Annotated in this window: 12 protein-coding genes and 1 pseudogene; 4 read left to right on the top strand and 9 right to left on the bottom strand. The window is 72.4% G+C overall.

The genetic code is table 11. The features are described from left to right. Nucleotides 1-547: 547 nt before the first annotated feature. Nucleotides 548-1,846, bottom strand: a complete 1,299-nt coding sequence (locus tag FYW99_RS00140) for an MFS transporter (RefSeq protein ID WP_150248518.1) — start codon at nucleotides 1,844-1,846, stop codon at nucleotides 548-550. 878 nt (nucleotides 1,847-2,724) lie between these two features. Beyond that, the gene (locus FYW99_RS00135) at nucleotides 2,725-3,021 is read right to left on the bottom strand and encodes a DUF4287 domain-containing protein (RefSeq protein ID WP_150248515.1); all 297 of its coding nucleotides are present in this window, start codon (nucleotides 3,019-3,021) and stop codon (nucleotides 2,725-2,727) included. 438 nt (nucleotides 3,022-3,459) lie between these two features. Between FYW99_RS00135 and FYW99_RS00130 the strand changes: the two genes are divergently transcribed. The 3 genes from FYW99_RS00130 (at nucleotide 3,460) to FYW99_RS00120 (ending at nucleotide 7,081) form a co-directional block, all read left to right on the top strand. Continuing rightward, nucleotides 3,460-4,299, top strand: a complete 840-nt coding sequence (locus FYW99_RS00130) for an EamA family transporter (RefSeq protein ID WP_150248512.1) — start codon at nucleotides 3,460-3,462, stop codon at nucleotides 4,297-4,299. Nucleotides 4,300-4,344: 45 nt separating this feature from the next. After that, the gene (locus FYW99_RS00125; RefSeq protein WP_150248510.1) at nucleotides 4,345-5,373 is read left to right on the top strand and encodes an amidohydrolase family protein; all 1,029 of its coding nucleotides are present in this window, start codon (nucleotides 4,345-4,347) and stop codon (nucleotides 5,371-5,373) included. Between the two features lie 136 nt (nucleotides 5,374-5,509). Beyond that, nucleotides 5,510-7,081, top strand: a complete 1,572-nt coding sequence (locus FYW99_RS00120; protein WP_150248507.1) for a long-chain-fatty-acid--CoA ligase — start codon at nucleotides 5,510-5,512, stop codon at nucleotides 7,079-7,081. A gap of 66 nt (nucleotides 7,082-7,147) precedes the next feature. Here the strand turns inward: FYW99_RS00120 and FYW99_RS00115 are convergent, their stop codons facing one another. The 4 genes from FYW99_RS00115 to FYW99_RS00100 all read right to left on the bottom strand — a co-directional run bounded on the left by FYW99_RS00115 (nucleotide 7,148) and on the right by FYW99_RS00100 (nucleotide 9,892). Then, entirely contained in the window at nucleotides 7,148-7,945 is a 798-nt protein-coding gene (locus FYW99_RS00115) for a VOC family protein (RefSeq protein ID WP_150248504.1), read from the bottom strand. 147 nt (nucleotides 7,946-8,092) lie between these two features. Then, complete coding sequence (locus FYW99_RS00110) at nucleotides 8,093-8,344, bottom strand: Smr/MutS family protein (protein ID WP_017563476.1); 252 nt, start codon at nucleotides 8,342-8,344, stop codon at nucleotides 8,093-8,095. 100 nt (nucleotides 8,345-8,444) lie between these two features. Then, nucleotides 8,445-8,900 (bottom strand): GNAT family N-acetyltransferase, encoded by a 456-nt coding sequence (locus tag FYW99_RS00105; protein WP_150248501.1) that lies wholly within the window; start codon nucleotides 8,898-8,900, stop codon nucleotides 8,445-8,447. Between the two features lie 185 nt (nucleotides 8,901-9,085). Beyond that, on the bottom strand, nucleotides 9,086-9,892 hold the full coding sequence (locus tag FYW99_RS00100; RefSeq protein WP_190394497.1) for a TIGR02452 family protein: 807 nt from the start codon (nucleotides 9,890-9,892) through the stop codon (nucleotides 9,086-9,088). Between the two features lie 139 nt (nucleotides 9,893-10,031). Between FYW99_RS00100 and FYW99_RS00095 the strand changes: the two are divergent. Next, nucleotides 10,032-10,556, top strand: a pseudogene (locus FYW99_RS00095) (RNA 2'-phosphotransferase); the annotation flags it as partial. Between the two features lie 109 nt (nucleotides 10,557-10,665). On the opposite strand, the gene FYW99_RS00090 reads toward FYW99_RS00095, so the two are convergent. The 3 genes from FYW99_RS00090 to FYW99_RS00080 all read right to left on the bottom strand — a co-directional run bounded on the left by FYW99_RS00090 (nucleotide 10,666) and on the right by FYW99_RS00080 (nucleotide 13,882). Next, a complete protein-coding gene (locus FYW99_RS00090) occupies nucleotides 10,666-11,493 on the bottom strand; it encodes a class I SAM-dependent methyltransferase (protein ID WP_150248496.1) in 828 nt (275 codons plus the stop codon). Between the two features lie 89 nt (nucleotides 11,494-11,582). Beyond that, on the bottom strand, nucleotides 11,583-12,581 hold the full coding sequence (locus FYW99_RS00085) for an SURF1 family cytochrome oxidase biogenesis protein (RefSeq protein WP_150248494.1): 999 nt from the start codon (nucleotides 12,579-12,581) through the stop codon (nucleotides 11,583-11,585). 260 nt (nucleotides 12,582-12,841) lie between these two features. Further along, on the bottom strand, nucleotides 12,842-13,882 hold the full coding sequence (locus FYW99_RS00080) for a chaplin (protein ID WP_150248491.1): 1,041 nt from the start codon (nucleotides 13,880-13,882) through the stop codon (nucleotides 12,842-12,844). Nucleotides 13,883-14,115: the final 233 nt, after the last annotated feature.

The raw sequence follows: 14,115 nt of genomic DNA, 5'->3' as shown, positions 1-14,115 counted from the left end.
TGGGGGAACTCCGATCGTTGAGGAGACGTACGGGCAACATCCTCCTGCACGCGCGGGGCGGAACCGACCGCCCTGCCCCCTGTTGGCGGGTTACGTCCGTCTGGCGGGAGACACCCCGTGCGGGGGCGTCCGGTCGGCGCGGGAGCCCAGGACGGTTCCCGGACGGGCGGCGGCCGACGAGGACCGCTCCGGCGGCGGTCAACGGCACCACGTCGTCGCAGGTCAAGGACTTCTTCACCCGGATCGAAAAAAATTCTCCGGAAACACCCATCCACCCCCGCGTCGGCCCCGAATGACCGACGTGACCACCGAGACACGCGGGAACACCCCGCCACGCGACAGGCGACGGGTCGTCGTCGGATCAGTCGTGGGGCTGCTCACGGTCGGCGCCTCACTGGGTGCCGCCGAGCTGGCCGCAGGACTCCTCCGAACCGTCCGGCGCCGGTTCCCGGGCCGGACCGCCCTCTCGCCGCCCCTCGGGCGGCGGTCCGGACACCAGACCGGCCGTGGTCTGACCGCTCGGCCCCTGCGGGGGGCGGGGCCGCGGTCAGGCCACGGCCACCTCCTCGGGCCGGGGCAGGCCGCGCATGACCGGGGAGAGGCTGAACAGCGCGGCGAGCGCCGAGACCAGCGCCATCGTCAGGAACACCCAGGCGGGCCCGGCGTGGTCGAAGATCACCCCGATGCCGAGGATGCCCACCGGCTGGGAGAGCAGGGCCATGAACGTGACGGCTCCCAGGACGCGGCCCTGGTGGCGGTCGCTGACCGACGCGGCGACGTAACCGTAGAACACGGCGTTCACGCAGGGCACGATGGCAAACACGCAGCCCACCAGCACCCCGAGGAGCATCACGTTGGGTGCGAACAGCAGCCCGAGCGCGCACACCGGCGCGGCCCAGGCCGCGGCGAGGAAGATGGCCGAAGGACGCACCCACCTGATGACCGCCCCGGCGCACAGCGCGCCGAGCAGGCCTCCGGACCCGGCCAGGGAGACGGTCAGCCCGATCTGGAGGTGGTTGGCTCCCTGGCTCTCGGCGGTCGCGATGAGGGCCAGGAAGGCGCCCGTCTGGGTGTAGGTGAGGTTGAACCCGACGATCCACGAGATCATCGGCCGCAGGATCGGATGCCTGGCCAGCACGGTGAACCCGCTGACCGCTCCGCGCAGGGTCCACGGTTCCGGCACGTCGGTCTGGTGGGCCTGCATGGGGCGGCGGATGAGCAGCACCAGGGCCGCCGACACCAGGTAGGCGAGGGCCTCGGCGGCGAAGGGGAAGACCCGGCCCACGCCGAACAGGGTTCCGGCGAAGGGCGCTCCGAGGGCGGTGGTGCTGAAGAGGCGGATCTGGTTCTGGGCGGAGGCCTCGGCCATCTGCGAGGCGGGGACCAGCTGCTTGACGGAGGCCATCGCGACGGGGTTGGAGACGCCCATCAGCGCGGCGGAGCCGACCGCGACGCCCACGATGACGGTGAACGTGACGTTCTCGGTGAGCAGGAGAACGGTGAAGAGGGAGAGCAGCGCGAGCCGTCCGAGGTCGCAGCACAGCAGCACCGTGCGGCGGTTGGTCCGGTCAGCGAGCGAACCGCCGAGGACGGCGGTGACCATGGCCGCGGTGACCTGGGCCGCCCCGATGACGCCCGCCTGCGCCGCCGATCCCGCGAGGAGGAGGGTGAGGAGGGGGTAGGCGATCTCGCCGCTCTCCTTGCCCAGCCCCGCGAGGAACCGGCTGGTCCAGAGCACCTGGAAGTCCCGGTTGCGGGCGAGGGGGACGAACCGCTCCGCGCTGTCGGCCGGCGGGTCCTGGCCGGAGGCGGGGGGTGGGGACGGGCGGTCCTGTTCCGCCGTCATCGCGATCGACTGCCCCGTCCGCAGGACCGCGCGGCGGACCTGGCGAGGGGTGTGGTTCTCATTCCGTCATTATGCGCGCATTGCCCGCATTAGTGAGCTTTGTTGGTTCTGTACTCCGCACGGTAGAGATCATCTGGAAAATCCACTCCGGGAGTGGTGTAGTCCCGTAGTCACACAGGGACGGCTTGGGGGGGCGTGTGGCTGTTCTCCTGGCTTCTCATGCGCCCTGAACAGCGGGAACACGGATTTCGAGTCAGTGCGGGGCGGCACGGTCCGGTGTGAGCCGGTGCGCGCGGGGAGGGGGAAGCGGGGCGTGCCGGGTTCCGTGTGAAAGGTGAGCTGGATGGGATGAATGGGAGCGGGGAACGGCTGCCAGCGACGACGGCGGAAAAGGGTGTCGGAGGCCGTCGCGGGACATGCGGAGGAGGTGGCCGAATTCGGCCACGGGGCTTTCTGACCCGCGCGGTCGGAAGTCGTGCGTTGTCAATCTTCGCGTCTTCGGGCTCCAGTACGTCCCTGGCCCGCTCCAGTTCCCGGAGTACGCCGACGCGGGCGACGGCACCGCAGCCGTGCGTGACTCCCAGCCCCCCGGGCAGGGCCACTTCCTGTTGCCCGGCTCCGAGTGGGGCGCGATCCTCGGAGCCGTCCGACACGGGGGCCCTGGACATCAGAGAGGCCCTGGGGTATCCCTCTCCCAGGGCCTCTCCGTGTACCCAAGTACTCGTCCGGGCCGAGTCTACGGGCCAAAGCGGACACCCGACCGGACCGAGACTCGGCCAGTTCCGGGCTCGCTCGACCAGACCGTTCCGGACCTCCTGCGGTGGCGGTGGTGGTGTGCCGGTGGGGCCGGGCTCCGGGCCGGGCAGGGTCGCGCGGCCTCAGACCGTCTGCGGTCTGGTCGCCTTGCCGTCGAGCCAGAGTTCGGTGGAGGCGTCCCGGTGGGTACCGGTGGTGCCCACGTGCTTGGTGCTGATCTGCGGTCCCCTCTTGATGACGTGGACCAGGGCCATCGCGTGGCCACGCCCCAGTCCGTAGTCCTCGGCCAGCCACTGGACGATGGCGCCCGCCTTGACCGAAGGGTCGTCGTAGCCCTTCTCCTTGGCGCGGTCGACGAGCGCGCGCGGGGTCAGACCGGTCCTGTCCTCGACGGCATCCAGATAGGCCTGGAACGACATGGGGCCTCCTCGATTGGGCAGGCTCCGATACTCACACGCGCCTGCGACATTCCGGCGGCAGCAACGAAGCGCGTAGACGCAGGCGCAGGAGGGTTGTCCACAGGCGGGGCCGTGGGGTGGTGGACGGCTCCCGGGAGGGGCATGCTGTTGATGGGGGTGCTCGGCCTCCGCGTCGTGGAACACGTCCCCCGTGACAGGTATGCCCGCTGCGGCCCCGTGCCACCCCGCGCTCCCCGGCCTGTGGACAACCGCCTAGCCTTGCCGGATGCCCTCTCCACCCCCGATGCCTTCCCCTGCCCCGGTTCCTCCGCGCCTGCTCCGCAGGACGCCCTCCCCAGGCCCGCTTCCTCCGCCCCCGCCTTGCCGGACGCCCTCCCTGTCCCTACCTCCTCCACCCCCGCGCCGTCGGACACCCTCCCCTTCCTCCCTCTCCACCCCATGACCCCGTGGGTCGTGGTCGTGGTCCTGCTCGCGGCGCTCCTGCACGCGGGCTGGAACGCGATCGCCCACTCCATCACCGACCGCCTGCTCGGGTTCGCCCTGATCGGCCTCGGCGGAATGCTCGCCGCTCTGCCCCTGCTCCCGGTCGTGGGGCCGCCGCCGCGCGAGGCCTGGCCGGTCCTGCTCGCCTCGCTGGTCACCCACCTGCTGTACATGAGCCTGCTGATGCTCTCCTACCGGACCGGCGAGTTCGGTCAGGTGTACCCGATGGCGCGCGGCACGGCGCCGTGGGTGGTCGCCCTGACCGGCATCATCCTCCTCGGCGAGTCGATGCCCCCGTCCGACCTGGCCGGGGTCCTGGTCGTCTCGGCCGGGCTGACGACGCTGGTGTTCGCGGGCGGCCGACCCGGCCGCGCGCAGCTCCCGGCACTGCTGGCGGCCTTCGCCACCGGCGTCAGCATCGCCGTCTACACCGTGGTCGACGCCTACGGGGTCCGCCTCACCCAGAATCCACTGGGTTACGTCGCGTGGCTCATGACCCTTCAGGGACCGGTGTTCTTCGTGGTGGCGGTGTTCACCCGCCGTGGCGCGCTCCCGCGCCAGCTCAAGCCGGTCTGGAAGTTCGGGGTCCTGGGCGGCGTGGTCAGCGCGGTCGCCTACGGGCTCGTGCTGTGGGCGCAGCTGACCGGCGCGGTCGCGGGCATCGCCGCGCTGCGCGAGACGAGCATCGTCTTCGCCGCGCTGCTGGGCGCGCTGCTGTTCGGGGAGCGGTTCGGCCCGGTACGGGTCGCCGCCTCCGCCATCGTCGTGACCGGAGTTCTCCTTCTGACTTTCTGAGCGTCTTCATGACTCTGACCAGCGCTTACCCGTATCGTTTCCGGCGTGACACGAGCCTCGACCCCCGCCGGGTCCGCCACCGCGACGGACACCCTGACGGACACCGCCACCACCGCCACCACCGCCACCACCGCCACAGCCACCGTCGCCACTGACACCGGTTCCGGAACCGGACCCGGTCCCGCTCACGCGGTGGAGTCCGCACCCGACCACGGACCCGAGTCCGCCGCCGTACGCGCGGTCTGGCAGGACCTGGGTCTCCCCGGGCTCATCGACGTCCACACGCACTTCATGCCCGACAACGTGCTGCGCAAGGTGTGGGCCCACTTCGACTCCCTCGGCGGCCTGTGGCCGATCACCTACCGCTTCGACGAGGACGAGCGCCTGTCCCTGCTCCGGGGCTTCGGGGTTCAGCACTTCACCGCCCTCTCCTACCCGCACCGCCCCGGCATGGCCGCCTGGCTCAACGACTGGGCGAACGGCTTCGCCGACCGCAACCCCGACTGCCTGCGCAGCGCCACCTTCTACCCCGAGCCGGAGGCCCGCGACTACGTGGCCGCGGCGTTGGACGCGGGTACCCGCGTGTTCAAGGCCCACCTCCAGGTCGGCCGCTACGACCCGCGCGACCCCCTGCTGGCCGACGTGTGGGGGCTGCTCGCGGACGCGGGCACACCCGTGGTGGTCCACTGCGGTTCGAGCCCCGAGGCGGGCCCCTTCACCGGCCCCGAACCCTTCGCTGAGACCCTGCGCGCGCACCCCGGGCTCACCGCGGTCATCGCCCACGCCGGGGCCCCCGACTACCGCGCGTTCCTGGACCTGGCCGAGCACCACCAACGCGTCCACCTGGACACCACGATGGTGTTCACCGAGTTCTCCAAGGACTGGGCGCCCTTCCCCGAGGAGGAGGTACCCCGCCTGAAGGGCGTCGCGGACCGGATCCTGTTCGGCACGGACTTCCCGAACATCCCCCACCCCTACCTCGAACAGCTCCGGGCCCTGGCCCGGCTCGACCTGGGCGAGGACTGGCTGCGGGACGTCCTGTACGGCAACGCCGCCCGGCTGTTCGGGCTCTGAGCGCCACCGACTTCCGGCGACCGACGCTGGACAGTCGACGACCGCCCGGTGATGGTGGTCGTGGGGCGACCGCCTTCGGCCTCCGCCGCCCCCGACCACCGCCCGCCATCACCGACGCGGAAAGGCACCCGGCACCATGGAACTCGCCCTGACTCCCCTGGAGTTCGCCCGCCGTACCCGAAGACTGCACCCCCGGCGCGAGGCGGTGGTCGACCGTGGCCTCCGGCTCACCTACGAGGAGTTCTTCGACCGCTGCGACCGCTGGTCCTCCGCCCTCCAGAACATGGGGGTGTCCAAGGGCGACCGCGTCGCCTACATCTCCCCCAACACCCACGCCCAGCTGGAGTCCTTCTACGCGGTGCCGCAGCTCGGCGCGGTGCTGGTACCGGTCAACTTCCGGCTGTCGGCGGACGACTTCGTCTACATCGTCAACCACTCCGGGGCCCGGGTCCTGTGCGTGCACGCCGACCAGCTCGACGCCGTGGACGGCGTCCGCGACCAGATGCCGGGCGTGGAGCGGTTCGTCGCCCTGGAGGGTGCGCGCCCCGGCTGGGAGGACTACGAGGCCCTCGTCGCACAGGCCACGGCGGACTACACCCGTCCCGGGATCGACGAGACCGACCTGCTGACCATCAACTACACCAGCGGTACCACGGCCCGGCCCAAGGGCGTGGTGATCACCCACCGCAACGCGTACATGAACTCGGTGGGCACCCTGCTCCACCTGCGGATCGGCATCGACGACCGGTACCTGTGGACACTGCCGATGTTCCACGCCAACGGCTGGACCTACACGTGGACGGTGACCGCCGCGGCCGCCACCCACGTGTGCCTGCCCGCGATGGACCCGGCCGCCGTGTACGAGCTGATCCGTTCCGAGGGGGTCACCTGGCTGTGTGCGGCCCCCACCGTGCTGATCATGCTGTCCAACGCCCCCGAGGAGGTGCGCGGCGAGGTTCCGTCCGGCGTGCACGTGGTGACGGCCGGAGCCTCCCCCGCCGCCGACACCATCGAACGCCTGGAGGACGGCTTCGGGTGGACCGTGACCCACGTCTACGGGCTGACCGAGACCACGCCGTTCATCACCGTGTGCGAGCCGCGCGCCGAGCACGGCGGCCTGTCCCCGCGCGACCGCGCCGCCGTCAAGGCACGCCAGGGGGTCGAGCTGATCACCTCCGGCGAGCTGCGGGTGGTGGACGCCGACGGCGCCGAGGTGCCCTGGGACGGCACGACGGTCGGGGAGATCACCGTGCGCGGGAACGTGGTGATGAAGGGCTACTACAACGACCCGGAGGCCACCCGGAAGGCCATGGGCGACGGCTGGTTCCACACCGGCGACGCGGCGGTCACCCACCCGGACGGGTACGTGGAGATCCAGGACCGGATCAAGGACGTCATCATCTCCGGCGGGGAGAACATCTCCTCGGTCGAGGTGGAAGGGGTCCTGCTGCGGCATCCGGCCGTGCTGGAGGCGGCCGTCGTGGGCGTGCCGCACGAGCGCTGGGGTGAGTCGCCGAAGGCGTCCGTGGTCCTGCGCGAGGGCGCCGCGGCCACGGAGGAGGAGCTGATCGCCTTCGCCCGCGACAACCTGGCGCACTTCAAGGCGCCCACTCGGGTGGAGTTCGTGGAGCAGCTCCCGAAGACGGCCACCGGCAAGATCCAGAAGTTCGTCCTGCGCGGGGGCGCGTCCGCGGTGTCCCGGCAGTAGCCGCCGGGTTCCGGCCGGGGCCCGCGCCCCTCTGGGGCGAGGGCTCCCGGCCGGGCGACGTCCGGATCACCCGGGCGGCCAGTTGAGCAGGACGAATCCGGCCCGGAAGGGGTCGGAGCAGATCATGCGGCGTCCCACGCCCGGAATGTTCTCCGGCTTCGCGTGCACGTGTCCGCCCGCGGCCACGACCCTCTCCGCGACGGCTTCGCAGTCGGTCACCGCGAACACCGGGTGCCAGTCCTCCTCTCCGCCGAACCACTCCCTGTCCTCGGGAGCCGCCTGCAGGATGCCCCCGTGGGCGCGTTCGTCACCGGTACCCGTGGGGCGCAGGACCGTGTACCCGCCGACCTCCCCTCCTCCGAGGGACGGATCGAACGGGCTGAGGTCCCACTTGAAGACTCCGGTGTAGAACTCGGCCGCGCCGCGCGCGTCGGTGGTCCGCAGCTCCACCCAGCAGAGGCTGTTGATCCGTCCCACCAGGCCGAGGTACATCTCCCCCCGCCAGACGCCGAAGGAGGCGCCCTGGGGGTCACGGAACAGTGCCTGGCGGCCCAGGTCGAAGATGTCGAACGGCTCGACCAGAAGGGTGCCGCCCAGCCGCTCCACCCGTGTGATGGTGTCCTCGATGCCGGAGTCGGCGAAGTACACCGTCCAGGAGGGATGGTCGCTCTCCCCCATGACCGGGCTGACCCCCGCCGCGGCGAGCCCGTCACCGCACAGGAACTTGTAGCCCTCCATCTGCCGGATGTGCGTCTGGGAGCTCCAGCCGAACACCTGACCGTAGAAGGCGGCCGTGGCCTCGACGTCGGGTGAGGAGACCTCGACCCAGCAGGGAGACCCGGGTGTGAAATCCGTACTGATCATCGCTGTCCCTCTCCGTGACGACGCACCACCCTTCGGTTCCTTCCCTGATGAGAGGGGCTCCGGGGATCGGAGGGGCAAAGTCTCACACAACTCACCGTTGCCGAGACCGTCCGGCGGGCCGAGGGCTGAGGACACTGTGGGAAGCGCTCAGTGCCGGAAGTGCACGAACAGGCGGCCGAAGTTCTTGGAGTCCTTCTCGACCCGGTGGTAGCGGGCCTTGACGTCCTTGCGGTCGAGGAAGCGCAGCACCCGCTTCTTCAGCTGCCCGGACCCCTTGCCGGGGATGATCTCGATGCTCTTGGCCCCGGTGCGCTCGGCCTCGTCCATGATGTCGCTGAGGGCCCGGTCGATGTCCCGGCCCTTGTTGAAGATGTCGTGCAGGTCGAGTTTGAGCCGCACCGTGCCTCCTCCGCTTCCGGTAGCCGGATCATACGCGGCGCGGATCCGCGCGCCTGGGCCACGGCACGGCCTTTCCCTCCGGTACCCGCGGCCTCCCCCGTCACGCCCCGAGCCGCAGGGTGAAGACCATCCGGTCCGTGCCCGGCCCCTCGTAGTCGGCGTGCGGTCCGGTGACGGTGAAACCGTGGGCGCGGTGGAAGGCGATCGAGCGCTCGTTGGCGGGGGACGTGACCGCGCGCACGACCGTGCACCCGCGTTCCCGCGCCCCGTCCGTGAAGCGCCGGTACAGCCCGTTCGCGAGTCCCGTCCTGCGGTGTTCCGGGGCCACCCCGGCGAAGTGCACGTACGCCTCCTCGGGCACGGACGGCGAGGGGAAGCCGACCAGGAAGCCCGCCAGCTCCCCCTCCGCCTCGGCGACGAGGCTGGTGGTGTGGAAGTGGTCGAGGAAGAGCCTGGGGAGGATGTGCGCCACGGGACGCTCCCACCAGTCGTCGCAGACCGCCACGATGCGCGGGTGGTCGGAGGGGAGGGCGGTTCGGACACGGACGTCGGTCACGCGGGGGCTCCTGCTCCTCGGTGGCGGGTGTTCCGGGCCCGGAATACCCGCCAGCGGGTCCGCGAGCCCCGTCCGCGGAGCCAGGAGCCGCGACCAGGATCATCGCCTGAGGCCCGTGCGGTCCGACGGGTCCGCCCGCGGGTCGGGAGCGGCGACCGACGACCGCTGAGCGGGCGGGCGCGGCGCTACAGCACCGCCTCGAAGGCTCCGCGCACCGCCTCGTCGCGGTCCAGGACCGCGAACACCACCCGTTCGAACACCCCCGCGAAGTCGCCCTCCCCGCGCAGGTGGGTGGCGAAGGCCCGCGCCACCTCGTCCGGGCGGTTTCCGAACACACCGCAGCCCCAGGCGCCGAGCACCAGCTGGGAGACCCCGTGTTCGGCCGCGACGGCGAGCACCCCGCGCGCCCGCGCGGTGAGTACCCGCGCGATGGCGTCGGCGCCCTCCTGCCCGTTGCGCTCCACCATCCGCCGGTTGGGCGCGGCACAGGTGAGGAAGGAGACCGGCAGCGGCTCGGGCAGCCAACCGCCGCGGTCGTCGCGGTAGACCGGCACGCCAGGCGACCAGATCACCCGGTCGCTGTAGAGCAGGCTCCGCTCACGACGGTGGTGCTCGTAGAACTCCGGGCACAGCGTCAGCGACGCGTACAGCGCACTCGACCGCGCCAGGCTCTCCTCCTGGGCGCGCGCCCCGTTGGCCACACCGCCCCCGGGGTTGCGCGCGGAGGCGAAGTTCAGCGCCGCCACGTGGCCCGGACCCGCCAGCCGGGCGGCGGCCGCGAGCGTGCTCTCCCCGGTCACCTCGAACCGGGTGGCGCGCCCGCCCTCCGGCGCGGCCGCCTCCGCCAGTTCGTCGGGCAGGTGGAGCCGCGTCCCCTCGCGCATCGCCGCCAGCATGGCGGACAGGTCCACCCCACGGCCTTCGGCCCGGTAACCCTGCTTCTCGAACGCGGCCCTGGTCTCCTGCCACACACGACGCAACCTCTGGGACACGCGCCCCTCCCTTCACCGGCCACGCAACCTACTCCCCCGCGCACACCCCCGCCAGGAGTTTTCGCCATCCGGTCGCCGCCCCGGTATCCGACCGAAAAGCCCTGGCCCCGCCGGAGGCCCGGCGGGGATCATCGTGACCATGAACCAGAGAGAACTCGTACGCGCCTCCAGGTTCCTGTCGCGCGTGCTCCGCCACGACCCCGCACGGGCGGGGGTGCGGCTCGACCCGCAGGGGTGGGTCGGGGTGGACGAACTCCTCGCGGGCTGCCGAAGGGCCGGGGTGCGCCTCAGCCGTGCGACCCTCCAGGAGGTCGTCGACACCAACGACAAGAGGCGCTTCGCCCTCAGCCCGGACGGCGCCCGCGTCCGCGCCCAGCAGGGCCACTCCGTCCGTGTCGACCTGGGGCTGGAGCCGAGCACGCCCCCGGCCCTGCTCTACCACGGCACCGTGGGCCGACTCCTGCCCGCCATCACCACCGAGGGGCTGCGCCCGATGCGGCGGCACGACGTCCACCTGTCCCCCGACGCCGGGACCGCCCGCCGGGTGGGCGCCCGGCGCGGCGTACCGGTGGTCCTCACCGTCGCCGCCGGACGCATGCACGGCGACGGCCACGTCTTCCGGGTCACCGGCAACGGCGTGTGGCTGGTGCCCGCCGTGCCCCCGGGGAACCGCCGCGGCCGACAACGGCCGAAGCGTGCGCGCGGACCGCCCCGGGGGGACAGCGGCGCGTATCGCCCCGGTGGGGCGCCGCCCCGCCCGTTCCTCGGGAGACTCAGGGCCGGTCCGCCGAGAAGATCGCGGTGCCGGGGATCATCCGGCCGCGCACCGGCCCCCAGCCGCCCCACACCCGCTCCAGTCCCTCGGGCCACTCCGGTTCGACCACGTCCCGCAGCACCAGGCCCGCGCGGGCGACCCCGCGCACCCAGTCGCCCACCGTGTGGTGGTGCTCCACGTAGACCGCGTCGCCGCCGTCGTCCTCCTCGACGTACGCGCGGCGGTCGAAGTAGGACTGGTGCACGGTGAACCCCTCCTCGCCGGGGTCGTCCGGGAAGCTCCACCGGATCGGGTGGGTCACCGAGAACACCAGTCGCCCTCCGGGCCTGAGCACCCGCGCGGCCTCGGCCAGGGCGTCGTCGGCGGAGGGCACGAACGGGAAGGCCCCGAACGAGGAGAACACCACGTCGAAGGCGGCGTCGGCGAACGGCAGCCGCTGGGCGTCGGCCTGCACGGCCGCCAGCGCGTGCCCGGTCCCCTCGTCGATCCTGCGCGAATGCTGGAGCTGGCGGAAGGACAGATCGAACCCGACCACCTCGCGCACCCCCTGGGCGCGCAGCCACCGCCCGCACTGGCCCGCGCCGCAGCCCACCTCCAGGACCCGGGCCCGCTGGAGGTCCCCGGGATCGCCGAGCAGGCGCGCCTCGGCCTCGGTCAGCCCCTCCGGGCACCACACGAACTCGGCGTCGCCGAGGAAGGCCCCGTGCTCGGCCTGGTAGGCGTCGGCCGCGCCGTCCCACCACAGGCGTCCGGCGCGGGCGCTCTCCGTCGCGTCAACCGCGCGGCGCCCGACGCGCCCGGGATCCGGATAACCGTCATCGTTCATGGGCCCCAGCCTCCCAGAAGACGGGCGCTCACGAGGCTTCGGTGCGCGGTCGGCGCCGGGCGCACGAACGCTCCCGTCCGGCCGCCGTGTCAGGCGGTTCCCGAGCGGCCCGTGCCCGCGGTCGCGCCGGGGTCTCCGTCCCCCTCCACGGTCGCGCCGGAGTCCCCGGCGGCCTCCGCAAGTCCCCCAGAAGTCCCTGCGGTCTCGGCGGTCGCAGCGGGGTCCTCGCCCGGCGTCCCGCTCCGCACCGAACCCCCGTCGGTCTCCTCGGCATCCTCGGTGTCCTCGGCCTCAGCCGCCCCAGCGGTTCCGGCTGCGGCACCGGGCTCCCCCGCCCCGGCCTCGGCCTCGCGGGCGTCCTGGATCTCGCGGCGGACGAGGAAGACCCAACCCCCGACGGCGACGACCGCGAACACCCACCACTGCACGGCGTAGGACGCGCTCATCCCCGCGTCCTCCTCGTGCAGGGCGACCCGTTCGGGCGCCGCGTCCGGCATCGGGTCCTGCCGGGTCAGATCGACGTACCCGCCGTAGACCGGGTAGGGCAGGTCCGCGGCGATCCGGTCCACGTCGACCATCATCATCTGCCCCTCGGGCAGGTCGTCGCGGTTGCGCAGTCCGGTGTTCTCCTCGGTCTCGGAGTAGTGCAGGCGCCCGGCCACCTCCACGGCGCCCTCGGGCACGGGCGGCACCTCCGGTTGGTCGAGGGCGGTCGCGCCGCGCTCGACCCATCCGCGGTTGACCAGGACCGCGGGCCCCTCCTCGGTGACCAGCGGGGTCAGCACGTGGAAGCCCACGCCCCCGGAGCCGTCGCGGTTGCGCAGCAGCAGCTCGTGCTCGGTGTCCCAGGTGCCGGTGGCCTCGACGGTGCGCCAGCGGTCGTCGGGGTCGACGTCCTCGCCGACCCGGGACAGTTCTGCCACCGGCACGGGGTCGGCGGCGAGGTTGGACTGCTGGAGGTCGACCGCCGCGCCGCGCTGCCCGGCCCGGTCCAGCTGCCAGAAGCCCAGCCAGATGAAGCTGGGCACCAGCACCAGCACCAGCGCGTGGAAGGCCAGCATGCGTTGCGAGAACAGGACTTTGAGCACGTCTTCGAGGTTAGGAGACGCTTCCGGCCACCTCGCACCGACCCTCTCCCCGCGCCGCGCGGCACCGCGCACATGCCCGGGGCCGGTGTCGCGGACGGGGCCGACCGCCGCACGCCCGCCGGCTCACCTGCCCGCACGCGGAGGAGCAGTGAGAACGCGCACCCTGCCGCCGTCGCCCCGCCCACCGGCCCGCACGCGGACGGGGCCGCCGGTCACCGGCGGCCCCGCGTGTGTGAGCAGGAGCTCAGGACCCGCCCGTGCTACTCGTCGTCGCCGGGCACGGCGGCGGCCTTGCGCCTGCGGGCGAAGTACAGCCCGGCACCGCCGGCGCCGACCGCGGCGATGCCCGCGGCGACCAGACCGGCCAGGGCGCCACCGGTCACGGGGAGCTGCTCGTCGGCCTGGGGCTCGGAGGGCTCCTCGCCGGTGCTGGAGTCGTCCTCGCCCTTGTCCTCCTCGCGGGGCTCCTCGGGCTCCTCCTCACCCGGCTCCTCGGGCTTCTCCTCCTCCGGCTTCTCCTCCTCGGGCTCCTCCTCACCCGGCTCCTCGGGCTTCTCCTCCTCCGGCTCCTCCTCGGAGATGATCTCCATGCAGGAGCCCTCGGCCAGGCCGAGCACGGACACGGCGTTGCCGCAGATGTCGACGGCCGCGTCGACCGGGACCACGACCTGGTTGCCGCTGCCGATCCCGCCCGCGCCGCTGGTGGCGGCGTCGGGGGAGCCCTCGTTCTCGGGCGAGGCCTGGATGATGTTGATGATGGTGGTGCACTTGGCGCTGGAGCCGCCCAGGATGGCCACCGAGTTGCCGCAGACGTTGATGGCGGCGTCCACGGGAACGATGATCTGGTTGCCGCTGGCCACACCGCCGGAGCCGTCGGTCCTGGTGGTGGGCGCGTCGGCGCTCTCCTCCTCCAGGACCTCGACCACCTCGACGCACTCGGCCTGGCTGATGCCGCCGACCGCGGCCGCGTTGCCGCAGGCGTCGATCGCGGCGTCCACGGGAACGATGATCTGGTTGCCGCTGGCCACACCGCCGGAGCCGTCCGTGGAGGCCCCGCCCTGGCCGCTGGCCTCGTAGAGGACCTCCGAGACCTGGGTGCACGTGGCGCTGGAGATACCGAGGATCGCGATCGAGTTGCCGCACAGTTCGGCCTCGACGTCCACGGGCACGACGACCTGGTTCCCGCTGCCGATCCCGCCGGAGCCGCTGGTGGTGGTGTCGGCGAAGGCCGCCGCGACGGGCGCCACGACCAGTCCGGCGGTCATGACGGTGGCGAAGGAGTAACGGAGTGTGTTGCGCATGTGCGGAGGTGACCTTTCACGGATACGGCTTGGGGATCGCGCAGTCGCGACGCTGGTCCGCGGCGGGACCGGTGCCCGCGTCGTCTCGCGGGTCCGGCTGTCCACGGCGGGGCGGGTCCGCCAGCGGAGAACGCTGCGTGGCGGCGGGGTGACCCGCGTGTGTGAAGTCGCGGTTCGAAATCTCGCAGAACCGCCGACGGACCGAAACGTTAGCAAGCAACCGAAGGCTCGCA

Source organism: Nocardiopsis deserti, from assembly GCF_008638355.1.
Taxonomy (GTDB): domain Bacteria; phylum Actinomycetota; class Actinomycetes; order Streptosporangiales; family Streptosporangiaceae; genus Nocardiopsis; species Nocardiopsis alborubida.
This window is presented reverse-complemented; position numbering and strand designations above follow the sequence as displayed.

Coding starts and splice junctions, on each gene's coding strand:
- FYW99_RS00140 (WP_150248518.1), bottom strand. CDS start 1,846: ATGACGGCGGAACAGGACCGCCCGTCCCCACCCCCCGCCTCCGGCCAG.
- FYW99_RS00135 (WP_150248515.1), bottom strand. CDS start 3,021: ATGTCGTTCCAGGCCTATCTGGATGCCGTCGAGGACAGGACCGGTCTG.
- FYW99_RS00130 (WP_150248512.1), top strand. CDS start 3,460: ATGACCCCGTGGGTCGTGGTCGTGGTCCTGCTCGCGGCGCTCCTGCAC.
- FYW99_RS00120 (WP_150248507.1), top strand. CDS start 5,510: ATGGAACTCGCCCTGACTCCCCTGGAGTTCGCCCGCCGTACCCGAAGA.
- FYW99_RS00115 (WP_150248504.1), bottom strand. CDS start 7,945: ATGATCAGTACGGATTTCACACCCGGGTCTCCCTGCTGGGTCGAGGTC.
- FYW99_RS00090 (WP_150248496.1), bottom strand. CDS start 11,493: ATGAACGATGACGGTTATCCGGATCCCGGGCGCGTCGGGCGCCGCGCG.
- FYW99_RS00080 (WP_150248491.1), bottom strand. CDS start 13,882: ATGCGCAACACACTCCGTTACTCCTTCGCCACCGTCATGACCGCCGGA.